The organism is Williamsia sp. SKLECPSW1, from assembly GCF_054332755.1.
The window spans coordinates 160,238-181,516 of sequence record NZ_JBTGLI010000002.1; the positions used below are offsets into that span (position 1 = coordinate 160,238).

At 69.4% G+C, this 21,279-nt stretch carries 22 protein-coding genes; 12 read left to right on the plus strand and 10 right to left on the minus strand.

Annotated features, from left to right (window positions below):
• Nucleotides 1–8 precede the first annotated feature (8 nt).
• The 6 genes from ACXVUM_RS16625 to ACXVUM_RS16650 all read left to right on the plus strand — a co-directional run bounded on the left by ACXVUM_RS16625 (nucleotide 9) and on the right by ACXVUM_RS16650 (nucleotide 6,876).
• Complete coding sequence (locus ACXVUM_RS16625) at nucleotides 9–1,748, plus strand: sensor histidine kinase (RefSeq protein ID WP_458523041.1); 1,740 nt, start codon at nucleotides 9–11, stop codon at nucleotides 1,746–1,748.
• Between the two features lie 96 nt (nucleotides 1,749–1,844).
• The gene (locus ACXVUM_RS16630; protein ID WP_458523042.1) at nucleotides 1,845–3,392 is read left to right on the plus strand and encodes a bifunctional aminoglycoside phosphotransferase/ATP-binding protein; all 1,548 of its coding nucleotides are present in this window, start codon (nucleotides 1,845–1,847) and stop codon (nucleotides 3,390–3,392) included.
• Entirely contained in the window at nucleotides 3,389–4,258 is an 870-nt protein-coding gene (locus ACXVUM_RS16635; protein ID WP_458523043.1) for a universal stress protein, read from the plus strand. Before ACXVUM_RS16630 ends, ACXVUM_RS16635 begins: the two co-directional genes overlap by 4 nt.
• Nucleotides 4,258–4,857: an Rv1733c family protein gene (locus ACXVUM_RS16640; protein WP_458523044.1), complete on the plus strand. Its 600-nt coding sequence runs from the start codon at nucleotides 4,258–4,260 to the stop codon at nucleotides 4,855–4,857. The genes ACXVUM_RS16635 and ACXVUM_RS16640 overlap by 1 nt, the downstream gene beginning before the upstream one ends.
• Complete coding sequence (locus ACXVUM_RS16645; RefSeq protein WP_458523045.1) at nucleotides 4,811–5,833, plus strand: Acg family FMN-binding oxidoreductase; 1,023 nt, start codon at nucleotides 4,811–4,813, stop codon at nucleotides 5,831–5,833. Before ACXVUM_RS16640 ends, ACXVUM_RS16645 begins: the two co-directional genes overlap by 47 nt.
• On the plus strand, nucleotides 5,830–6,876 hold the full coding sequence (locus ACXVUM_RS16650; protein ID WP_458523046.1) for an Acg family FMN-binding oxidoreductase: 1,047 nt from the start codon (nucleotides 5,830–5,832) through the stop codon (nucleotides 6,874–6,876). The genes ACXVUM_RS16645 and ACXVUM_RS16650 overlap by 4 nt, the downstream gene beginning before the upstream one ends.
• A 55-nt stretch (nucleotides 6,877–6,931) precedes the next feature.
• Here the strand turns inward: ACXVUM_RS16650 and ACXVUM_RS16655 are convergent, their stop codons facing one another.
• From ACXVUM_RS16655 to ACXVUM_RS16680, 6 genes are all read right to left on the minus strand, one after another.
• Nucleotides 6,932–7,627, minus strand: coding sequence for a hypothetical protein (locus ACXVUM_RS16655; RefSeq protein WP_458523047.1), 696 nt, complete (start codon nucleotides 7,625–7,627; stop codon nucleotides 6,932–6,934).
• Between the two features lie 231 nt (nucleotides 7,628–7,858).
• Nucleotides 7,859–8,164, minus strand: a complete 306-nt coding sequence (locus tag ACXVUM_RS16660; protein WP_458523048.1) for a GlsB/YeaQ/YmgE family stress response membrane protein — start codon at nucleotides 8,162–8,164, stop codon at nucleotides 7,859–7,861.
• A 146-nt stretch (nucleotides 8,165–8,310) separates the two neighbouring features.
• Nucleotides 8,311–9,768 (minus strand): glutaminase A, encoded by a 1,458-nt coding sequence (gene glsA, locus ACXVUM_RS16665; protein ID WP_458523049.1) that lies wholly within the window; start codon nucleotides 9,766–9,768, stop codon nucleotides 8,311–8,313.
• Between the two features lie 72 nt (nucleotides 9,769–9,840).
• On the minus strand, nucleotides 9,841–10,455 hold the full coding sequence (locus ACXVUM_RS16670; RefSeq protein ID WP_458523050.1) for a class I SAM-dependent methyltransferase: 615 nt from the start codon (nucleotides 10,453–10,455) through the stop codon (nucleotides 9,841–9,843).
• A 117-nt stretch (nucleotides 10,456–10,572) separates the two neighbouring features.
• On the minus strand, nucleotides 10,573–11,121 hold the full coding sequence (locus ACXVUM_RS16675) for a nucleoside kinase (protein ID WP_458523051.1): 549 nt from the start codon (nucleotides 11,119–11,121) through the stop codon (nucleotides 10,573–10,575).
• A 23-nt stretch (nucleotides 11,122–11,144) separates the two neighbouring features.
• A complete protein-coding gene (locus tag ACXVUM_RS16680; protein WP_458523052.1) occupies nucleotides 11,145–12,179 on the minus strand; it encodes an LLM class flavin-dependent oxidoreductase in 1,035 nt (344 codons plus the stop codon).
• Between the two features lie 183 nt (nucleotides 12,180–12,362).
• On the opposite strand from ACXVUM_RS16680, the gene ACXVUM_RS16685 reads away from it, so the two are divergent.
• Nucleotides 12,363–12,659 carry a DUF503 domain-containing protein gene (locus tag ACXVUM_RS16685; protein ID WP_458523053.1) on the plus strand — a complete coding sequence of 99 codons (297 nt, stop codon included), beginning with the start codon at nucleotides 12,363–12,365 and terminating at the stop codon, nucleotides 12,657–12,659.
• 73 nt (nucleotides 12,660–12,732) lie between these two features.
• On the opposite strand, the gene ACXVUM_RS16690 is transcribed toward ACXVUM_RS16685, so the two are convergent.
• Together ACXVUM_RS16690 and ACXVUM_RS16695 are read right to left on the minus strand one after the other, a co-directional pair.
• Nucleotides 12,733–13,197, minus strand: a complete 465-nt coding sequence (locus ACXVUM_RS16690) for an SRPBCC family protein (RefSeq protein WP_458523054.1) — start codon at nucleotides 13,195–13,197, stop codon at nucleotides 12,733–12,735.
• 100 nt (nucleotides 13,198–13,297) lie between these two features.
• Nucleotides 13,298–13,759: a nuclear transport factor 2 family protein gene (locus ACXVUM_RS16695; RefSeq protein WP_458523055.1), complete on the minus strand. Its 462-nt coding sequence runs from the start codon at nucleotides 13,757–13,759 to the stop codon at nucleotides 13,298–13,300.
• 198 nt (nucleotides 13,760–13,957) lie between these two features.
• Here ACXVUM_RS16695 and ACXVUM_RS16700 point away from each other — a divergent pair, with 198 nt between their 5' ends.
• From ACXVUM_RS16700 to ACXVUM_RS16715, 4 genes are all read left to right on the plus strand, one after another.
• Nucleotides 13,958–14,701 (plus strand): aquaporin, encoded by a 744-nt coding sequence (locus ACXVUM_RS16700; RefSeq protein ID WP_458523056.1) that lies wholly within the window; start codon nucleotides 13,958–13,960, stop codon nucleotides 14,699–14,701.
• 82 nt (nucleotides 14,702–14,783) lie between these two features.
• Complete coding sequence (locus ACXVUM_RS16705; RefSeq protein ID WP_458523057.1) at nucleotides 14,784–16,259, plus strand: MFS transporter; 1,476 nt, start codon at nucleotides 14,784–14,786, stop codon at nucleotides 16,257–16,259.
• Between the two features lie 101 nt (nucleotides 16,260–16,360).
• Nucleotides 16,361–17,068 carry a cutinase family protein gene (locus tag ACXVUM_RS16710; protein ID WP_458523536.1) on the plus strand — a complete coding sequence of 236 codons (708 nt, stop codon included), beginning with the start codon at nucleotides 16,361–16,363 and terminating at the stop codon, nucleotides 17,066–17,068.
• 237 nt (nucleotides 17,069–17,305) lie between these two features.
• Nucleotides 17,306–18,502: a CoA transferase gene (locus tag ACXVUM_RS16715; protein ID WP_458523058.1), complete on the plus strand. Its 1,197-nt coding sequence runs from the start codon at nucleotides 17,306–17,308 to the stop codon at nucleotides 18,500–18,502.
• A 184-nt stretch (nucleotides 18,503–18,686) separates the two neighbouring features.
• On the opposite strand, the gene ACXVUM_RS16720 is transcribed toward ACXVUM_RS16715, so the two are convergent.
• On the minus strand, nucleotides 18,687–19,319 hold the full coding sequence (locus ACXVUM_RS16720) for a GyrI-like domain-containing protein (protein ID WP_458523537.1): 633 nt from the start codon (nucleotides 19,317–19,319) through the stop codon (nucleotides 18,687–18,689).
• Nucleotides 19,313–20,161, minus strand: a complete 849-nt coding sequence (locus tag ACXVUM_RS16725; RefSeq protein WP_458523059.1) for a sigma factor — start codon at nucleotides 20,159–20,161, stop codon at nucleotides 19,313–19,315. The genes ACXVUM_RS16720 and ACXVUM_RS16725 overlap by 7 nt, the downstream gene beginning before the upstream one ends.
• 131 nt (nucleotides 20,162–20,292) lie before the next feature.
• On the opposite strand from ACXVUM_RS16725, the gene ACXVUM_RS16730 reads away from it, so the two are divergent.
• The gene (locus ACXVUM_RS16730) at nucleotides 20,293–21,213 is read left to right on the plus strand and encodes an AurF N-oxygenase family protein (RefSeq protein WP_458523538.1); all 921 of its coding nucleotides are present in this window, start codon (nucleotides 20,293–20,295) and stop codon (nucleotides 21,211–21,213) included.
• The last annotated feature ends 66 nt before the right edge of the window (nucleotides 21,214–21,279 follow it).

Here is a 21,279-nt window from a genome sequence, read left to right on the forward strand (position 1 = left end):
CGGAGCAGATGACCCCGCCGCCCGCCGATCACGACGACCGGGACACCCCCGGCGACGACTTCGCCGACCTCCTGCCGCATCTGCGGCTCGACGAGTTGATGAGTGAGGTCCAGGATCGCTTCGCGCGGATCTCCGACAGCCGGCGGCAGTTCGCGGGTCTCCTCGAGTCGATGCTGGTGATCAGCTCGGGCCTCGACCTCCAGGACACCTTGCGGTCCATCGTGCGTTCGGCGATGGGCCTCGTCGACGCCCGCTACGGTGCTCTCGGCGTGGTCGGCGAAGACGGTCGCCTCAGCGCGTTCGTCCACGAGGGGATCGACGACGCCACCCGCGAACGCATCGGCCACCTCCCGCTCGGTGACGGGGTGCTGGGTGTGCTGCTCGACCACCCCGAGATCATCCGACTGCGTCGGATCTCCGACCACTCGGCATCGGTGGGCTTCCCCGAGAACCACCCACCCATGACCACCTTCCTCGGTGCGCCCATCGCGGTGCGCGGGGTGATCTTCGGCAACATCTACCTGACGGACAAGGCCGACGGTGCCCCGTTCACCGAGGACGACGTGGCGATCATCCGCGCGCTCGCGTCGGCGGCCGGTACAGCCGTCGACAACGCGCGCCTCTACGCACAGTTGCAGTCGCGCGTGCGCTGGATCGAGGCCACCCGCGACCTCCTCACCGATCTGCTGGCCGGCTCCGAGACCGCGGGCACGATGCGACGGCTCACCACCGCCGTCCGTGAACTGACCTCCGCCGACCTGACGTTCGTGGCTCTCTTCGACGACGGGGACGACAGCACGATGACCGTGCGAGTCGCGTCGGGCCCGACCGCCGACACGATGACAGGCGCGACCATCCCGATGGCCGACTCGACCTCGGGTCGTGCGGTGCGAGAACGCCGCACACTGCACGTCGAGTCCCTCGAGTACACCCCCACCACGCAGGCGGCGGAGTTCGGTCCGGCGCTCGTCGCGCCGCTGCGGACAGGCGACAGCGTCTCCGGGGTGCTCGTCGGACTGCGACGTCGCGGGGCGACACCGTTCGACAGCGAACTCGCCGACCTGGTCACCAGTTTCGCCGATCACGCAGCACTCGCGATGTCGTTGAACGCCGCACGCACACGCGAGCACGAGTTCCACGTCCTCGCGGACCGCGACCGCATCGCCCGCGATCTGCATGATCACGTCATCCAGCGCATCTTCGCGGCGGGGTTGTCGCTGCGGGCCACGACCCAGAGCATCACACGCCCCGAGGCGGCAGCGCGCGTGTCGACGGTCATCGACGACCTGCAGGACGTGATCGAGGACATCCGCGCCGCCATCTTCGATCTCCATTCCGCGTCCCCCGTGCGCGGCGACGGTCTTCTGGCACGGATCCGATCCGCCGTGGCGGAGATCGCCGACGACGGGCCGATGCACTTCAGTGTCCGGGCATCGGGACCCCTGTCCGCAGTCGAGCCTCTCACCGCCGACAACGTCGTCGCCGTCGTCCGCGAAGCGGTCAGCAACGCGGTACGCCATTCGGGCGGATCGCGTGGCGTGGTGACGATCACCGTGTCCGACGAGGTGATCGTGTCGGTGCGCGACGACGGCGTCGGTATCGATCCCACCGTCGACGATCACGGCGAGCGCCACCACGGGCTCCGCAACCTGCGCGCTCGCGCCACGCAGGTCGGTGGGAATCTGTCCGTGACACGTCCCGACGAGGGCGGCGGCACCGAACTGATCTGGACCGTCCCGCTGATCTGATCGCCGAATCGCCGGTGGCCCGAGGGGTCGAATGTCACCCGCCGCGGTGACCTCGGACAGCTGTGCCGGGTCCCGGGCCTTCCTAATGTCACGTCTGTGAACAGCTCTCTGCAGGCACCGGCACCCGAGACGATCCCTGCCGCACCGTCGCCCCTGACGTGGACGGCGCAGGTCCGCGAGACCCACAGCGGGTGTGTCATCCTGCTCGGCGACACGGCGTACAAGCTCAAGAAGCCCGTCGACATGGGCTTCCTCGACTTCACCACCGCCCGCCGCCGCCACGCAGCGCTGCACCGGGAGTGGGAGCTCAACGCACGCTTCGCACCCGACGCGTACGTGGGGATCGCGTACTTGGCCGACGCGGCCGACGGAACCCCCGAACCCCTGCTGCAGATGCGTCGTCAGAGCGACGACGACCGTCTCAGCACCCTTGCGCGCTCCGGGGCCGATCTCCGATCGCAGATGCGGTCGATCGCCCGCATCGTGACGAGGGTGCACCGCACGACGCCGGCGCCGGCCGATCCCGGCGCGACCGGGAGTGCCGAGGCGCTCCGCGCCCGATGGCGACGCAACATCGCGACGGCGCGCGCCTGTCGCCCTGGCGTCATCGACCGCGAGACGATCGATCGGGTCGCGGCTCTGGCCGACACGTACGTCACGGGACGATCCGCGCTGTTCGACTCACGCGTCGCCGCCGGGATGATCGTGGACGGGCACGGTGACCTCATCGCGGATGACATCTTCTGTCACGGAGACGACGTCACCATCCTCGACTGCCTCGACTTCGACGACAGCCTCCGCCATGTCGACGCACTCGACGACGCCTGCTTTCTGGCGATGGACCTCGAACACCACGGTCGCACGGACCTCGCGGCGGAGTTCCTCCGTGCACACGAGGAGGAGACCGGGGACGCACCCCCGACATCGCTGCGCCACCACTTCATCGCCTACCGGGCCTTCGTGCGTGCGGAGGTCGCGTCGATCCGATCGGCCCAGGGCGACGTCACCGCCGCGGCAGACGCCCGCGCCTACACAGCGCAGGCGGTGGACCACCTCCGCGCCGGCCAGGTCCGCCTCGTCATCGTCGGCGGACTCCCGGGAACCGGGAAATCGACGGTGGCGCAGGGGATCGCCGACGCTCTGCACTGCACGCTGTTGTCCAGCGACGTGGTCCGCAAGCAGCTCGCGGGACTCGATCCCCTGCACAGTGCCAGGGCGGCGTTCTCGACTGGTCTCTACACGCCGGAGATGACCGAACGCACCTACGACGTGATGTTCCGTCGCGCCCACATCGGCCTCGACCTGGGGCGGTCGGTGGTGATGGACGCCACCTGGCGCGACGAGGACGAGCGAATCCGCGCACGCCACCTCGCCCACGAGACCGGCGCGCTGCTGGTCGAACTGGAATGTGTGGCGCCGGAATCGATGTCGCGGGCACGACTGGCGACCCGGGCGGCCACCGCATCGGACGCCGACACGGACGTCCACGCGGCGATGGCCAGAACGTGGCCACGATGGCATTCGGCGACCCCGATCGACACCTCCGGTCTCCCGGGGTCTGCGGTGCGCGCAGCTGTCGACGTCATCGAACACCGGCTCCACCCCGCGACAGAAGCGCCCGACACCCAGGAGGTCCGACGATGAGTGACGAGAAGACGGTCGTCGTCGGGGTCGACGGCAGCGACGCCGCGACCGCCGCGATCCACTGGGCGGCCCACCATGCGGCGAGTGTCTGTGTCCCCCTCACCCTCGTCCACGCGGTGGCAGCCCTCGACCTCTACCTGGGTGAGGCGATGGTGATGAACTCCCGGGCCATCCGTGAGGAACGAGACGAGCGGGGACGTCAGGTCCTGCGCGACGCCCGACAGCTCGTCCGACGTGACCATCCGGGGGTGCAGGTGACGATGTCGATGCCGGAGGGCACCGTCGCAGACGTCGTCACCCGTGCATCGGAGACAGCGTCACTGGTGGTGCTCGGAAGCCGCCGGGCGAGCGCAGTCCACGACCTCGTCGTCGGGAGCGACGCGATCCGCATCACCCGACGCTCCCATGCCCCCGTGTTGCTGCACCGTGAGGGCGATGCCACGGCACCGACCCACGACCCGGTCGTCGTCGGCGTCGACCAGAGCGACAACTCCGCCCGGGCCGCGGAGCGTGCCCTGCAGATGGCCTGTGACCTGGGAACCGATCTGGTCGTCGCGCGATTCTGGCAGCCGCCGATCGGGGTGGCGTCGGCGGTGGGTGTCATCGATTGGCGCGGTCTGGAAGACAGTGAGTCGGCGACACTGGCGCAGTGGGTGGACCGACACCTCACCGACCGTCACGGCGTCTCGGTCACGACAGTCTCCACGATGTGCACCGCAGCCGCCGGACTGCGGGCCCTCTCGTCGACGGCCCAGATGCTCGTGGTCGGTTCCCGGGGGCGGGGCGCCATCGCCGGTCTCCTGCTGGGCTCGGTGAGCCAGAACATGATCCACCACGCGGATTGCTCGGTACTGGTGGTGCCGTGATGGACACAGCCCCCGGACCGCGGCGACGGGGTCCCTCGACCCTCACCGTCGTCGCCTCCGAACTCGGCGTGTGGCGACTACATCACCTCACGCGCAACCCGCTGGTGCGGTCCGTCGACCGATGGGAGTCCGCGGCCCGCCTGCTTGTCGCGATCGTGATCGTCGCGCTGCTGCCGTTCGCGTTCGCCGCCGGCGACGCAGCGCACGCGAGCGCCCAGAACACGATCGCGCACCAGCGCGCCGAACGGCACCTCGTCGCGGCCACGGTGCTGACGACGCCCCCGGACGACGCGACGACCGTCCGCGCGACGTGGGACGACGGCTCCACCCACCCGGTGCCCCAGGACATCCCGAGCCTCGACGCCGATCACCGAGGAACGGTGCGACCGATCTGGGTCGATCAGACGAACCAGCCGACCGCGCCGCCGGCGCGACCGGGAACTGCTGTGGTGCAGGGAATCCTCATCGGGTGCGTGACCGCGGCAGGGATCGTCGGCGTGGGGGCGATCGCTCTGCGCCTGCTCACGGTGATGACGAACAGGAGGCGGTTCCATGCATGGGACAGCGAATGGTCGATGGTCCGGCTCGACGCTCGGTGACTGCGGGGTCACCGACTGGGAACCAGTGCGGCACTGGGTCGAGGCCGCGACCCGTGCACCATCGGTGCACAACACGCAGCCCTGGACCTTCACCTTCCGGCGACACGAGCTCGTTCTGCACGCAGACGCCGCACGAGTGCTCCACTCCGATCCCCAGGGGCGCGAACTCCTCATGAGTTGCGGTGCCGCACTGCACCATCTCGAGACAGCCATCCGTCACGACGGATGTGTACCCGACATCGTCCGGAGTGACGTCGGCGATCCGTCCGCTCCCCTCGCGACGGTGACCCTGCGGACTGCGGCTCCCGCCACACCTCGGGACATCGCACTGGCGAGCGCCGCCGACCGGCGGCGCTCGGACCGACGTCCATTCCGGCGCGCTCACATCGCATCGATGATCCGCGACATCGATCGTCTCTGCGCGGCCTATTGCGTGACTCCGGCGGTGTTCGGCGAGGCCGCACGCGCCGACCTGGTCGCGATCGCGGATGCGAGCAACTCGTCGCGGCGCTACGACGCTGCCCAGCACAACGAGATCCACTGGTGGACGGGTCACGATCGGCCCTACGAGGGAGTGCCGCCTGCGCTGCTCCCCGACGAGACGACCGTGTCGGCGACCGGTGGCCGGGCGTTCCCGCCGGGCCTGCTGCACGACGACCGTCCCGACGAGGCCCAGTGGATCGTCCTCGCGACCCGCGGCGACTCACCGACAGACTGGCTGCGCTGCGGCGAGGCGTTGTCCGTCGTCCTCCTGTCGGCGACGGTTCTCGGACTCGCGACGTGCCCTGTGAGCCACGGCATCCAGGACGTCGCGGCACGTTCGACCCTCCGGCGGCTGATGACCGAGCACGGCATCGTCCCCCACCTCCATCCGCAGATCCTCGTCCGGGTCGGGGCCGCGCCTCATCCATCCCTGCCGGCATGGACTCCCCGCCGGCCGGTCGACGAGGTCCTCGTCGTCGACGACGCGCCATGACCACCCGGCCGGACATCGAGGTGATCCGGCAGGCAGTCGACCTCGCGCGCCGCGCACCATCGCTGCACAACAGCCAGCCCTGGCAGTTCGTGCTGAGCGACAACGGGCTTCGCCTGTTCGCCGATCCCGCAGTCCGTCTGTCGGAGGCGGACCCGACGGGGCGGCAGAGGCTGATCGGTGTCGGAGCTGTTCTCGATCATCTGGAGATCGCGCTCGGCGCACTCGGGTGGCGGAGCCAGGTCACCGTTCTGCCCGACCCGAACCATCCCGACCACGTCGCGACGGTCGATCTCGACCGGGCGGACGGGGTGACACAGGCACATCTGCAGCGCGCCGAGGCAGTGGCCCGTCGCTACTCCCACCGCATGCCGATGGGACCGCCCCGCGATTGGAAGGTGTTCCTGCCCTTCGTCTGTGGCGTCCTGAGTGACCGCGACGTCGAGGTCACCACGTTCGACGCGGCGGACATGCCGGTGGTGCGCAGAGCTGCCCGGGGGGCGAACCTGGCTCGGACCTACGACTGGCGATACTTCACCGAGTTGTCATGGTGGACAGCATCACCGCAGTCGTCCGCGGTGGGGATACCGCCAGAGGTCCTGCCCACCTCCGTCGAGGCGGAACACGTCGCTGTCGCGCGGGATTTTCCCGCAGCAGTGCGGCTGATTCACGGTGCAGGTGCCGACGACGCCGCGGAGATCGTCGCGATCTCGACGGCGGCCGACACCCCCCGCGACCACGTGGCCTGCGGGAGGGCGCTGTCCACACTGCTCGTCGAGGCGACCGCGTGGGGATCTGCGACCTGCGCTGTGTCCCATCTGACCGAGTCACCGCGGAGCCGTGCGGAGCTGGCCGCCGTGATCGAGCCCGGGTGGGTCCCGCAGATCCTTGTGCGGGTCGGGACGGCGTGCGACGAGATCGCGCTCCCCCGAACCGAACGCCGCCCGGTCGACGAGATCGTGACCGACACCCGCTCCATCCCCTGCTCTCCCGATGTGTCCGATCGACGAGCGGGACGACGAAAGACCGACGGCCACCGGGGGTGAACCCGGTGACCGTCGGTGCGATGTGACACGGAGCCGACAGAGCCGGCAGCGGATGTCAGTTCGTGTTGATGGTGATCTTCGCGATCCCGACCAACAGTCCGGCCTTCACGGCGTCGGTGTTGAAGGTCTGGTTCAGCAGCCCTGCAGCGGTGGGCGAGATCAGCACGCGGGTGCCCTCGAGCACCGCGGTGCCATCCGGATTGGTCTGCAGCGGCTTCAGCGTGCTGCCGTCGAGATCGAAGACGACCGCCTGGGTGGCGGCCACCGTGCCGTCGACGCTGACGTCGGCCATCAGCTTGGACGTGCCGGGATCGATCGTCAGGTTGGTGATGTCGACGGTCTTGCCGCCACCGGTGAGCGAGAAGCCCGCACCCTTGTGGTCGATGATGCCCTGAACGTAGGGCTGGATCGATCCGGGCTTGTAGTACGTCACGTTGCCGCCGGTGATCGGGAAGATCAGCGACCCGTTCTCCAGCTTGGCCGGCCCGACGACGCCGGGGGTCAGCTTCAGGCTGGTCAGCGCATCCAGGAAGCCGGAGTCCAGTGCCACGGCGGTGTCACGGCCGGTCAGGTTCGGCACGGTCGCGACCGGTGCCGGGGTGCTGTCTGCGGGTGACGATGCGGGTGCGGAGGCGGACGTCGACGATCCCGAGTTGGACGACGAGTCGTCACTCGAGCAGGCGGCGGCGGGCAGGATTGCCACGGCGGCGATAGCTGAGGCCACCACTGCCTTGCGGTACGAGATCTTCATGAGACGGGTTCCTTAGCGTTTCGACTGTCATGGCGAGTACGCCACGACCTGGTGACGCCGTGCGCGCTCGTTGTGGGCGGGCGTCATGGTTCATTCGACGGCGCGGGCCTCGCGGATTGGCCGCGCCGCCACATCGGTGTGTTCCCGCTGCCACGCCGCGCACGCCGGGACCCCGACGGGAGGGGTGTCGCGGTGGTGTCTCGCCGCGATCCGAACCGCAGCAATCCCTCGCTAGCGCCGACCGAGTTTGACGATCCACAGGAGGATGACGGCCCCCAACAACGCGGTGAGGAAGGTGAAGAACCAGCCACCGCTCGCCGTGTCGAAGGCGAAGCTGAGCAAGAACCCACCGAGGAAGGCCCCGATGACACCGACGACGATGTTGAGCCCGATGCCCATCTGCTTGTCGGTGCCCATGATCTTGCTCGCGATCCATCCGGCGAGTCCGCCGATGATGATGTAGCCGATGACGCCGACGCTGGTGGTCGTGGTGGAACGTTCCGCCAGGACCTCGATGGCTGCTGCGGTGGTGCTCATGTGACGCGTCCTTCCGAGATGGTCATCCAACCGTCGATGAAGCGGTGTGCTCCCTCGTTGGCAGTGCCGGTCGGTTCGACCTCAGTATGGGTGCTCGTGGGGCTCCCCCGGGTCGGACCGGGCCGGGCAATTCGGACTCGGTGAGATCACGATCCGCGCGGACCGCGACGGGCGTCGGCAACCCCCGCCTTCCGGAGGAGCATGTCCTCTGCATGCGCGATCGCCTCCGCCCACGACGACGTGATCGACGCGTCGTCGCGGTCGAGCACATCATCGGGGGTCGTGTCGCCCTCGTGCGTCTGGGTGAGAACACCGTCGGGATCGGCGACGACCCATCCGGCCCCATCTGGTCGGCGGGTGCGCAGAAGGGCGACGAGCAGGCGACGCGACACGCCGTCCACGACACCGACGCGTCTCATGTCGAAGAGGACGACGTCGGCGCGGTCGCGCAACGACTCGACGCGCCGGACCACGCTCTCCACGCCGGAGAAGGTGAGATCGCCCTGGAGTTCGAGGACGCGGATACGGTCCCGATGGGCGCGGAGATGGGTCGACTCGCGGTCGGGACGGGTTCGCGCACCGGCCTCGAGCTCCGTGCCGTCGTACATCGATCGGATCGTCACGCGACTCTCCCGCGCGACGGTGAACATGTGCAGACCGAGATCCTCCGAGAGCAGGCGGCACGCGCGGACGCCTCGCACGCTGTTGCCGTGCTCGTCGAGTCGGGGGGAGAACACCCCGATACCCAGCTGGCCCGGGAGAACCGCCAGAATTCCTCCGCCGACGCCGCTCTTGGCAGGGAGGCCGACGGTGGTGACCCAGTCCCCAGCGCCGTCGTACATCCCGCATGTCGTCATCACGCTGAGGACGCGGCGGGCGATCTGACTGTCGACCATCCGCCGCCCGGTCCGTGGGTTCACTCCCCCGTTGGCGAACGTCGACCCGATCACCGCCAGGTCGTCGGAGGTGATGCGCACCGAGCACTGCCGGACGTACAGGTCGACCGCAGCCTGCGGGTGCGACGGGAAGACCCCGAAGCTCTGCAGCATGTATGCGATGGCGCGATTGCGTGAACCCGTCGCCATCTCCGATCGGTAGACCGCCTCGTCCATCGACAGCTGGCGACCCGCGCACCCGGAGTAGAAGTCGAGGATGCCGGAGAACGCGGCGTCGAGGTGGGGCGCCCATTCCTGCCGTGTCGCCGGCGGTGCGGTCATCAGCTCGGGCTGGATCAGCAGGGCCGTGGCGGTCAGCGCACCGGCGTTGATCATGGGGTTCCGCGGTCGTCGTGTCGTGTGGTCGACGCTGATCTCGTTGAACGCCTCCCCGGTGGGCTCGACACCGATGTGGTCGTCGACCACGTCGACTCCGCGGTCGCGGAGCGCGAGCGCGTAGGTCAGCGCCTTGGAGATGGACTGGATGGTGAACTCGGTGGTGGTGTCGCCCACCGAGTAGATGTGCCCGTCGTGGGCGACGAGGGATACCGCGAAGGTGTTGGGATCGACGGAGGCGAGTTCGGGGATGTAGTCGGCGACCTTCCCCTCGCCCAGCGAGACGCAGCCGGTCTCGATCCGCTGGAGGTACCGCTCGACGACCGATGTCACGAGATGATCCAAGCAGACGGGGTCGGCCTCGACGGCACGTCCGAGGCACGCCCGCCGTCGTCGCCGTGATGGTCAGACGTACCGGCCCACAGCCCATGCACGCGCGGCGTCGGGTCCCACCACGTCGACCTCGACCCCGTCCGCGAACAGACCGGTCTGGACCACCAGTCCGGTCCGGGTCGCCTCGTCCCAGGCGCGGATGACGCCGTCACCCCATGGGCGGTGCGGCAACAGATCGTCGATGACGACCACGGACGCGTCGTCGGCCAGTCGACGCATGTTGCGGATGTCGGCGGCCGCGACCTCGTAGGTGTGCCCTCCGTCGATGAAGATCAGATCGAACGTCTCGCCCGGGTGTGCATCGGCGAACTGCGGCACCGTCGTCGACGAGTCGCCGACGATCAGCGTGTGTCGGCCGGGGAAATCCGCGTCGATCTGCTCCTTCGCCCGCGCGCCGTAGCCGTGCTCACCGAGATCGAAGGACGTCACCTCGATCTCCGGTGACGCGCTCAGGAAGGCATGACTCGAGAAGCCGGCGTTGAACCCGATCTCCACCACCCGACGGACACCCGGGCGCTCGGCGAGCGCGGTCAGGGACGCGAGTTCCGTCGCGTCGGCCGACCCCTCGACGTACTGACCGTGCGACCGCGCGTCGGCGACGATGTCCTGCAACTGCTGAAAACCCATGTGCCACTTTCCGACGCGTGAGGCGCCTCGCCGGCCTCGACGCTCCCATCCTAGGGTTGGCGTCCCCGCCGACCTCGATCGCCTCACCCGTGAACGGCCTGCGCGGAGATCGGCCCGTCAGCGGTGTGGGTTCCCGCCCTCGACGCCCCCGTCGTCGGTGAATCGGGCGACGAGAGCGTCCAGATCGTCGACGACGGCGTCGACGGTCCGCGTCGCGTCGACGTGGACCGCACAGTCGGGCCACCGACCGGGCCGATCATGCAGGCGCAGGACGAGTTCGCGCTCGTCGGGTGTGGCACCGAACTCGTCGATCGGCCGGGCATCGAGACGCCGACGGAGTGTCCTCACGTCGATCTGCAGCACCACGACCGCGTCTACGAATGGTACGAGGTCGTTCAGGTTCCGCGCGTCGCCACACAGGTACACGCATCCCGGCGCAGCCGTCGCGACGAGTTCGCGCGCTGCCTCGACGTCCCAGATGTGATTCCAGTGCGACGGCCGGCCGGCCGGACTGGATGCCAGTCGCTTCCCGGTGAGGGGATCTCCCTGGTACGCGATGTCGCGGTCGCCGTCGATGACCGACGCTCCCCGACGTCGCAACTCCGCGGCGACAGCACTCTTCCCGGTGCACGAGCCGCCTGTCACCAGCACGACATACCTGTCCACGACGAACTCCCCTCGACGGTCGGTCAGGCGAACTCCGCGACCCGAGATCGCACATCGGTACCCAGGAGTTCGATGCCACGAAGCATCGCGTCATGCGGAAGCTTCGTGTTCGTCATCTGCACCGTGAGTCGGACGAGACCACCCAGATCGTCGGAGACGCGGACGATCTTCTCGGCGACGGTCTGCGGCGATCCGACGAACATCGCGCCGTGCGGGCCGGCCATGGCGTCGAACTCGGCGCGGCCGGGTTCACCGAACCCGCGTTCGCGGCCGATCCGACCGAACAGGTCTGCCCATCCGGGGTAGGCGGCGTCGACGGCCTCGTCGTCGGTGTCGGCGACGAGGCCGGGCGCGTGGATCCCGACGGACAGCTGGTCCGGAGAGAACCCCGACTGCGCACCGGCCTCGCGGTAGAGGTCGACGAGACCGCGGAAGCGGCGCGGTTCGCCACCGATGATCGCGACCATCAGCGGCAGTCCGAGCCGACCGGCGCGGACGAACGACTCCGGACTCCCACCGGCTCCCAGCCACATCGGGATCGGGCTCTGGATCGGTTGCGGGTGCACGCCCATCCCGCGCAGCGGTGGTCGGTGCCGACCGGCCCAGGTGACCGATGCAGGGTTCTCGCGGATGCGCATCATCAGGTCGAGTTTGTTCGCGAACAAGGAGTCGTAGTCGTCGAAGTCGAGCCCGAAGAGCGGGAACGCCTCGGTGAACGAGCCCCGTCCGACGACCATCTCCGCACGGCCCCCGGAGATCAGGTCGATGGTCGCGAACTGCTGGTGCAGACGGACCGGGTCGTCCGCGGACAGGACCGACACCGCACTGGTCAGACGAATCCGCTCGGTGCGGGCGGCCGCGGCGGCGAGAAGGACAGTCGGGGCCGAGTCGTAGAAGTCAGGACGATGGTGCTCACCGATCCCGTAGACGTCGACACCGCACCGATCCGCGAACTCCACCTCCTCCATCAGGTGCGCGATGCGCTGTCGCGCCCCGATCTCGCGCCCGGTGTCGTACTCGACGACCGCCGACACGAAATTGTCGATCCCGATCTGCATGGTTCTCGATCCGTTTCGTCGTGGTGCATGCGGCGTGCCCCGATTCTGCCCTTGGGGTGCAGCCGACCTCCGAGTGTGCTCTCCGCGGGGCGGCGGTGCGGTCGCCCGACAGGTCGGCCGGGGGGCGTCACCATCGCAGACCGCCCGTTCCACCGCGGCAGGATCCGCGTAGCGTGATCACCGATGTGGATCGGATGGATCGAGGCGGAGTTCCTGCTCGGTGACGTGCACTCCCTCAAGGAGAAGCGCTCGGTGGTGCGGCCGATCGTGGCGGAGATGAGACGGCGGTTCTCGGTGTCCGCCGCCGAGGTCGACCACCTCGATCTCCACCGTCGCGCGGCGATCGCGGCGTCGGTCGTCGCTCCCGACAGCGCTCACGTCACCGACATCCTCGATCAGCTCGAACGGCACGCGGCGAGTCGTCCTGAGCTGCAACTGCTCTCGGTTCGTCGACGGGTGCTCCGCGGCGACGAGATCTGACCGCCTGACTTCTGCCACGGACGACGACGCCCGCCCCCGCGACGGCGAGGACGGGCGTCGGACGGGGTGGGAGTCAGGCGACCGCGGCGGCGGCGAGACGGCCGAGGGTGGCCTGCAACTGTTCCTCGGAGACGAGTGGGAAGCCGACCTGCTCCAGGAGCTTCTTGTCGGTGACCTTCGACCAGTCGTAGGTGTGGCGCACGAGAGTCTCGTTCGGCCCCTGCGACTCGAGTTCCCAGACCCACTCCCACCCGGGGGGCTCGGTCCCGGCCGGCGCCGTCTTCCACGCGACCAGTTTGTCCTTCGCGAAGCCGGTCACGTGATTGTCGGTCTGGTAGTCCCCACCCATGTGATCGCCCGACATGTTCATCGTGAAGACCTGCCCGACCTTCTGGATGCGGTCCGCGTGGTCGACGCCACGGATGAAACCCGAATCGTCGAGCTCCTGGTGACGCTCCGGGTTGGACAGGACGTCGAAGACGGCGTCCACCGGTGCTTCGACGGTGCGTTCCACTGTGATCTTCGTGTCGTCGCTCATGCCCCCAACACTGCCGAAAGATCGTCGGATCGGCAATGACGGCACGACAACGCCGAACGCGTCGACGCGGTCGAGCACCGGCAGGCTCGCGAGACCGACGTTAGTGGAGGGGAAAGTCCAGTCCGTGCTCGGACGCCGGGCGTGGGCCCAGGATCCGACGCTCGTCCGCTGTGATGGGGACGTCGTTGATCGAGGCCTCACGACGGCTCATCAGACCTGACGGCGCGAATTCCCACAGTTCGTTGCCGTAGCTGCGCCACCACCGACCGTCCGCGTCGTGCCATTCGTACTGGAAGCGCACGGCGATGTGATCGTCACCGAAGGCCCACAGACCTTTTCGTAACGCGTAGTCCTGTTCGCGCGCCCACTTGGTGGTCAGGAACTCGACGATCTCGTCGCGACCGCGCAGGAACGTGTCGCGGTTGCGCCACAGGGAATCCGGCGTGTACGCGAGCGAGACCTTCTCGGGATCCCTGGTGTTCCAGGCGTCTTCGGCTGCCTGCACCTTGGTCGCCGCGGTGGTGACGTCGAACGGCGGCATGGGCGGACGGGACTCGGTCATGACCACTCCGATACGACGCGACGACGGTGTTGTCCGCCGATTCTCCCCGTCCCGCAGGCATGGCGCGAGCGGGACCGCCGTGCCCGCGGCGGGTGTGTGTCGGGTGTCACACGACCTCGGGACGTGTAGATCGCGGCCGCGTCACGACTACATCGTCGAGCCGGACTTCGACCGGACATACAGGAAGAAGACGACCCCATGCCGGACACACATACGCGACAGAGCTCGTTCACCCCGATCGTCGCCGAGGGGATCGGGACCATGGTCCTCGTCGTCGGTGGCGTCGGAACGGCTGTACTGGCAGGCACGACCGTCGGAACGGTCGGCATCGCCCTCGCGTTCGGTCTCGTGCTGGCGGCACTGGTCTACGCGATCGGTCCGGTCTCCGGGTGCCACGTGAACCCCGCCGTCACCCTCGCGATGGCGCTCCGACGACGGATCTCGCCCCTGGTCGCCGTCGGCTACGTCCTGGCGCAGGTCGTGGGGGCGCTGGTCGGTGCCGCGATCGTGCTCGTCATCGCGAGCGGACGACCGGGGTACTCCCTCACCACCGACGGACTGGGTACCAATGGATACGGCTCGGAGTCGACGGGCGGGTACGGATTGTTCCCGGTCGCCGTTGCCGAGATCGTCCTCACCGCCGTACTCGTCCTCGTCGTGTTCGCTGCGACCGATGCGATCGCGACACCCGGCGGCGCGGGTGTCGCGATCGGCGCGACCCTGACCGTTGCGCACCTGATCGGTATCGGTCTCGACTCGACGTCGGTCAACCCGGCACGCTCGCTCGGGCCTGCCGTGCTGGCGGGCGACACAGCACTGTCGCAGCTGTGGGTGTTCATCGTCTTCCCGCTCGTCGGCGGCGTCGTGGGAGCGCTGCTGCACCTCGTGATCGCCTCGGGTCGATCGGAGCACCCCGAGACACCCGTGATCGCGGAGGTCTGAACCAGCGGACCGCGACTGTCCGCATTGCTCCCTACCGTCATCGGCGTTCGAGTTCCACTCGCCCGCACGGAGGAGACCCCCGATGACCACCACCTCGTTCGATCCCACCCGAGGGGAGCCTGCCGCGTCGGCGACGCGGCAGGTGTCCCCCACAGGTCGCGTCCGCACCGTGGCCCTGATCTGTCTGCTGGCGGCGTCGTTCATGGAGTTGATGGACGCGACGGTGGTGAACGTCGCCCTGCGCACGCTCCAGGACGACCTCGGCGCGTCGGCGGCGAGCCTGCAGTGGATCGTCGCGGGCTATCCCCTCGCCTATGCGGTGGGCCTGATCCTCGGTGCCCGTCTCGGTGACGGCATCGGTCGTCGGCGTGTGTTCGTCGCGGGACTGGCCGCTTTCGGGATCGCCTCTCTCGCTTGTGGACTCGCGTCCGGTCCGACCGAACTGGTCGTGTTCAGGCTCGCGCAGGGCGCGGCGGCCGCCCTGATGGTGCCGCAGGTGTTGAGCAACATCCAGGTGCTCTATCCCCCGGCCGAGCGGGGCCGGGCGATGGGGATGTTCACCTCGGTGATCGGCCTCGCCGCCGTCGTCGGCCCCGTTCTCGGTGCGGTGATCACGAGTGGGGACTGGTTCGGTCTGAGCTGGCGGCCCATCTTCCTCGTCAACGTCCCGCTCGCGGCCGTGGCGATCGTCGCGGCACTGCTCTTCATCCCGGAGACGCGAGCGGAGAAGCGCGCGCCGATCACGGCCGGATCCGCTCTCCTCCTGGCGGTATCGCTCGTCGCGATCATGCTGCCGATCACCCTCGGTCCGGACAACGACTGGCCGGTATGGGGTTTCGTCGTCATGGTGGCGGGGGCCGTCGGACTCACCGTGTTCGCCCGACAGCAGGCGGCGGTGTCCCGTTCCGGAGCCGAACCGATGGTCCCGCCCGCACTGTTCACCTCGCCCTCCTTCGCCCGCGGGCTCGGCGCGTTCGCTCTGCTGATGGTCCCGACCGGCGGGTACTTCCTGGTGCAGTCGCTGCATGTCCAGACCGCGCTCGGGTGGTCGGTGCTGCACACCGGACTGATGTGGATCCCCTTCTCCCTCGCCGTCCCGGTGTCCGCCGGTCTCGCCGCGACGGTGCTGGCGGCGCGTATCGGCAAGTACGTCCTGCACCTCGGGGCAGGCGTTCTGGTGATCGGGATGGTTCTCATGATCGTCGCCGAGGGGTCGACGCACCCGGGTGTGTGGTTCGCGGTGTCGCTGACGGTGGCCGGACTGGGCTTCGGGGCGATAGTCGGGTCGGCGGGACTGCTGGTGTTGCACGACGTGCCGGTTCGGCTGGCAGGCGCTGCATCGGGGGTCTTCAACACCGCTCAAGCGCTCGCGGTCGCCGTCGGTGCGGCGGTCGTCGGGACCGTCTACACCTCGGTGTCGGAGGACCATGGACTCGAATGGGGCTATCGAGCGTCCTTCGTCCTCATGATCGGTCTGATCGCCGCCGGCGCCGTCGTCGCGCAGACCATGCCCGCACGAACGGCCGTCGAGTCCGATCCGGCCCCCGTGGGCATCTGAGGGGAGAACGCCGACCCGATCCACCGACCGGCGGTCTGCGGGATCGGGTCGGCGTCGAGACGGTCCCCCATGCGGGCAACTCCCGTAGGATCCTTCGAGTGATGAAGCGACTCTTCGCGTCCCTGTCCGTCGTCGCGGCAGTCGCCGCGACCGGAGCCGTCATCGGTGGTGCCGCGCCCGCCGCGGCGGCGACCTGCTCGAACGTCGAGGTGATCTTCGCCCGAGGGACAGCCGAGCCGGCCGCTCCCGTCGGTCTCACCGGGACGGCGTTCCTGGCCTCGCTGCGAGCGCAGCTCCCGGGGAAGTCGGTGGCCCAGTACGGCGTCAACTACCCCGCCTCGGCGAGCTTCACCGACCGCATCGGGACCGCCCGGTCGGTGATCACCGGCGTCGACGACGTGCAGCGCCGGATCGCCTATCTCGCCTCGGCGTGCCCGGGCACGCGTGTCGTGCTCGGCGGCTACTCCCAGGGCGCCGTCGTGGCCGGATACGCCACCAGTCCGAGCGTGGTCCTGCCGCCGGAGTACCGCACCTTCACCCCCCGGCCGCTGTCACCGGCACTGGTCGACAAGATCGCGGCCGTGGTCTTGTTCGCGCCGCCGTCGGCGCGGTTCCTCGGCGACGCCGGCGCCCCGCCGGTCGTCGTCCAGCCGGCACTCACCTCGCGCACCGTCCGGTACTGCATCCCGACCGACAACATCTGCAACGGCGCTCCGCTGGCCGGACCAGGACCCGTGCACGTGCTCTATGCGTTGAACGGAGATGTCATCCGCGGCGCGACGTTCGCCGCGAACGCCGTGCGCCGCTGAGCCCACAGGGGTGACCGCCGCGGTACCGACCACCGCGCACCGGGATGCAGTGAACGGGTGTTCATGTCAGGCGAGGCGCGACGGCGGCCACGATCGCGTGACCCGAGTGTCGCCAAACCACCCGGACGTCGATCGCTTCCGCGACGCCGATGTCGCCGCCGACGATGACACACGATCGGACGGCCACGACCGTTAAGCTGTCGCCGCAGGCCAGGGTGGCCGATCGGGACGGGTGCGGTGGATTCGACGACAGAGCGCGCCACGTCGGACTGGACACGGTGCGGCCTGGCGTCACTGTGCGGGGACCCGACCGGCCCCGGGGACAGCAGCCGCGCCCGTGTTCTCGTCGAGGCACATCGGGTGTTGGCTCGTCTGGACCCGACGGCGACGGTCGACGATGCCGCGGTCCTGCTCGGGGGCCGCGCGGCGCTGTCGGAGCGGACTCGCGCGGGGACCGTCTCCGTGGGCGGGGCGTCTCGACTGCTGTCGGTGGCCGACGGGCACGTCGCCCTCACGCTGTCACGCGAGGACGACATCGACCTCGTGCCGGCGTTCCTGCGCCGTGATCTGGATCGTGGCGACACGTGGACAGCGCTGTCTGCCGCAGCCCCCGCCATGTCGACGGCGGAATGGGTGGCCCGGGGCGTCGAGCTCGGACTGCCGGTCGCGGCACTCGGCGAGACCTCACCCGGGACGCCGATCGTCAGCCGTCGCGCGGCATCGCGCGATCCGCTCGGCAGGTCCCTGCTGGTGGCCGACCTCTCCTCCCTGTGGGCCGGACCGCTCTGCACTCGTGTCCTCGCCGACGCCGGCGCGACCGTCGTCAAGGTCGAGAGTCCTGCGCGGCCGGACGGGGCACGCCGTGGTGACATCCGGTTCTTCGACTGGATGAACCACGGCAAGCTGTCGTGGGCGGTCGATCTCGTGAGATCGGCTCGACGCGTCCGCGACCTGCTGGAGGTCGCCGACGTGGTCGTCGAGGGATCGCGGCCCCGAGCGCTCCGTCGACTCGGGCTCGACGCGTCGTCGGTGCCGGCCCGTCCGGGACAGGTGTGGGTGCGCATCACCGGACACGGGCCCGACCGCCCCGAACGCGTCGGGTTCGGCGACGACGCCGCCGTGGCAGGCGGACTCGTCGCGGCCGGTCCGCGTGGTCCGGTGTTCTGTGCCGATGCCGTCGCCGACCCGCTGACGGGGCTCGAGGCAGCTCGGGCGGTGACGGAGAGCCTCGCCCGCGGTGGCGGGGAGGTGATCGACGTCGCGTTGGCGACGGTCGCGGCTCGATACGCAGCTCTCGGGACCGCCGACCACCTCGCTGATGTCCGGTCACCCGAGCCGGCCGTGCGCCCTGCGCGCACACCGCCGGCGGCCGCGCTCGGGGCCGATGACCGCCGCGTCGAACAGCTCCTCGTACGCGTCACCGACTCCGGATGACCGCACAGCGCTTCACCACGGCGACAGCTGGGCCGGACGAACGGTGTGACCAGATCTGCGCAGAGTCCTGGACAGGGGGTTGCGGCGAGGCATCCCACGGTGACGCCGGCGCAACGGTGAGCAACTCACCAGTTCGGGAGAGGACGGCATGACGCGCACTGTCGTCCGCACGGCCCGGTGACCCTCACCGCCGCACCGGTTGTCGCCGCACCGGCTGCCGCAGGATCGTGCGCAGTCGTTCGGGCGCGGCCCGACGGGGGTCGCCGAGATAGATTCCGTGATGGCGTCCCGTCATCTCGAGATCGTGAGCGGGGATGAAGTCGTCGTGCATGCGCGCGAGGACCGGACCCTCGGCCTCGTAGGGTCCGACATGCAGCGTCTGCACCGACAGGCCCTCGTCGAGGACCTCGCACCGCAGGTCGTCCAGCCGTGGACCACGGCCCTTCTCGGCCACCCGCGCGGACGCTCGCGTCACGTTGTCGTCACCGAGCCACGGCGGGACGACGATCATCACCGTCCACCGCCACAGTGACTTGTCGCGACGGGTCGTGAAGGCCGACGGATCATCGGCCCACCAGAGGGCCTCCAGGGGCATCACGCGGACATCACGCCCGTGGACGTCCCGGCTGTCGGCCTTCAGGGTGTAGGCCACCGGATACAGGGTCGCCACCGCGTCGGAATACGACCTCGCGCTGTTCGGGTCGCCCTCGCCGTCGATCATGAGGTACCGCAGCGGCGGGACCTCCACCAGCGAGAACATCCCTTTTCGAGCGGAGTACGACCCGATCTGTCGGGTCAGGTCGGCGGCCGTCACGATCGGCGCACCGACGGGGCGGGCCTGTCGTCGCGGCGACGGACGATCGAGGCGAGCACGGCGGGGTCGGCCCGGAAGTCGATGCGGGTGACGACCCCGTCGGCGACGGTGAAGTCGAACGCGACTCTCGGCTCACCCCGCAGGTACCACGCTGCCCCCGGCCGGGATCCGATGAACACCGCCAGGGCCGAGCGTGCTGCGCCGTCGAACATCGCGGCGACCGCGTCCGCGCCCTCGATGCGTTCGGGGGTGCCCGTCGCGACCGCGTCGGCGTCGCCGGCGACCACGCATCCGGGGGCCAGGAGTGCGAGCAGCCGATCGAACTCCCCCTCCCTGGCGGCGTGCAGGAACGCATCCACAATCTGCCAGTCGGTACGGCGGTCGGCGACGGGTGCGGTGACCTTTCTCCGACCGCGCGACGCGGCCTTGCGTGCGGCGGCCGTGCTGGTGCCGAGGATCTGCGCCACGGCGTCGAACCCCACACCGAAGCTGTCGTGCAGGACGAACGCGACCCGTTCCCCGGGTGTGAGGTTCGTGCGGACGGCCTGTAGGGCGTGGCCGACGGAGTCGGCGAGTGCGGTCTCGTCGGCCGGGTCGCCGCCCGCGGTCCGGTCGTCGATCTCGGCGATCGGCATGGGGACCGCGACGCGGAGCCTGTCGATGCACAGATGCGTCACCACGGTCGTCAGCCACGCGGGCAGGTTGTCGATCGTGGACGGCGTGGCCTGCACCCGGATCCATGCCTGCTGGACGACGTCCTGTGCCTCGTCGGGGTCGCCGAGCACGCGAGTCGCGATGGCCACGAGCCGAGGCCGCTCGGCGTCGAACACCGTCACCCGGTCCACGGGCAGAAGGGTAGAGCGCGGACGGATCCCGACGCGACAGTCCCGACGCGCGGGAGATAGGTGTTCCCATGAGTCACACACACCCGGTACGCTGACATCGACGAATGGCACGGTTACCGATGGGAGTCACGATGTCGACGACGGTCGAGCGGGAACGGCATGTCAGCAGGGTCGACGCCGGGATGGACGAGGTCTCGCAGCGCCTGGTCGACTCGTCCCTGCTGGCGTCACGCAATGCGATGACCGAGATCGACTGGACCGCACCCCTCGACCCGGTCCTGCACGGGCTGAGTCCGGAATGGTCGGCCTTGTACGGGACGAGCATCTGGGACGAGATGTCCGACGAGCAGCGGGTCCGGTTGACCCGGCACGAGATCGCGTCGGTCATGACCATCGGCGTCTGGTTCGAGATGATGCTGCAGCAACTCGTCCTGCGCGACCAGCGTGCGGTACCCGCGCACTCGGCCGAGTTCCGGTTCGCGATGACCGAGGTCGCCGACGAGTGTCGACACTCGCTGATGTTCTCGGCTGCGTCCCAACGGCTGGTCGGGCGGACGTATCGCCCGTCCCCGCGTGTCGCGCGGATGGGCCGTGTCTTCATGAACACCGCCCGCGGTGAGGTCGCCTACGCGGGGATCCTCGTCGCGGAGGAGATCCTCGACGTCCTGCAGCGAGGGTCGCTCGGCGACCCCCGGGTGCTGCCACTCATGCAGACGGTCAACGAGATCCACGTCCTCGAGGAGTCCCGGCACATGCGGTTCGCGCGGGAGCAGGTGCGTGAGGCGATGGTCGGGGCGGGACGGGCGCGCCGTGCTGCCGGCGCTGTCCTGGTCGCGCTGGGCGCGGAGATGATCGTCATCAACCTCGTCCGGCCGCAGGTGTTCGCCGACGCCGGGCTCGACAAGCGGCGCGCCGTCGGGGAGATGCTCGGCAACGAGCACCGCCACGCCATGCTGCGCGGGAGTTGTGTCCATCTGATGCAGTTCCTGGACGAGGTCGGCCTCCTCACCCCGGCGGCCGCGACGATCTACCGGCGGTGCCACCTCCTCTGAGGTGGCACGCGGCCGCAGCAGAGACGAAACCCCGATCGGCGAGGCCGCTCGCGTCTACCCTCTGCG

Bases quoted from the DNA above. Each gene is read 5' to 3' on its own strand.
- ACXVUM_RS16625 (WP_458523041.1), top strand. From the start codon at position 9: ATGACCCCGCCGCCCGCCGATCACGACGACCGGGACACCCCCGGCGAC.
- ACXVUM_RS16635 (WP_458523043.1), top strand. From the start codon at position 3,389: ATGAGTGACGAGAAGACGGTCGTCGTCGGGGTCGACGGCAGCGACGCC.
- ACXVUM_RS16640 (WP_458523044.1), top strand. From the start codon at position 4,258: ATGGACACAGCCCCCGGACCGCGGCGACGGGGTCCCTCGACCCTCACC.
- ACXVUM_RS16645 (WP_458523045.1), top strand. From the start codon at position 4,811: ATGCATGGGACAGCGAATGGTCGATGGTCCGGCTCGACGCTCGGTGAC.
- ACXVUM_RS16650 (WP_458523046.1), top strand. From the start codon at position 5,830: ATGACCACCCGGCCGGACATCGAGGTGATCCGGCAGGCAGTCGACCTC.
- ACXVUM_RS16655 (WP_458523047.1), bottom strand. From the start codon at position 7,627: ATGAAGATCTCGTACCGCAAGGCAGTGGTGGCCTCAGCTATCGCCGCC.
- ACXVUM_RS16660 (WP_458523048.1), bottom strand. From the start codon at position 8,164: ATGAGCACCACCGCAGCAGCCATCGAGGTCCTGGCGGAACGTTCCACC.
- ACXVUM_RS16670 (WP_458523050.1), bottom strand. From the start codon at position 10,455: ATGGGTTTTCAGCAGTTGCAGGACATCGTCGCCGACGCGCGGTCGCAC.
- ACXVUM_RS16680 (WP_458523052.1), bottom strand. From the start codon at position 12,179: ATGCAGATCGGGATCGACAATTTCGTGTCGGCGGTCGTCGAGTACGAC.
- ACXVUM_RS16685 (WP_458523053.1), top strand. From the start codon at position 12,363: ATGTGGATCGGATGGATCGAGGCGGAGTTCCTGCTCGGTGACGTGCAC.
- ACXVUM_RS16690 (WP_458523054.1), bottom strand. From the start codon at position 13,197: ATGAGCGACGACACGAAGATCACAGTGGAACGCACCGTCGAAGCACCG.
- ACXVUM_RS16695 (WP_458523055.1), bottom strand. From the start codon at position 13,759: ATGACCGAGTCCCGTCCGCCCATGCCGCCGTTCGACGTCACCACCGCG.
- ACXVUM_RS16700 (WP_458523056.1), top strand. From the start codon at position 13,958: ATGCCGGACACACATACGCGACAGAGCTCGTTCACCCCGATCGTCGCC.
- ACXVUM_RS16705 (WP_458523057.1), top strand. From the start codon at position 14,784: ATGACCACCACCTCGTTCGATCCCACCCGAGGGGAGCCTGCCGCGTCG.
- ACXVUM_RS16710 (WP_458523536.1), top strand. From the start codon at position 16,361: ATGAAGCGACTCTTCGCGTCCCTGTCCGTCGTCGCGGCAGTCGCCGCG.
- ACXVUM_RS16730 (WP_458523538.1), top strand. From the start codon at position 20,293: ATGTCGACGACGGTCGAGCGGGAACGGCATGTCAGCAGGGTCGACGCC.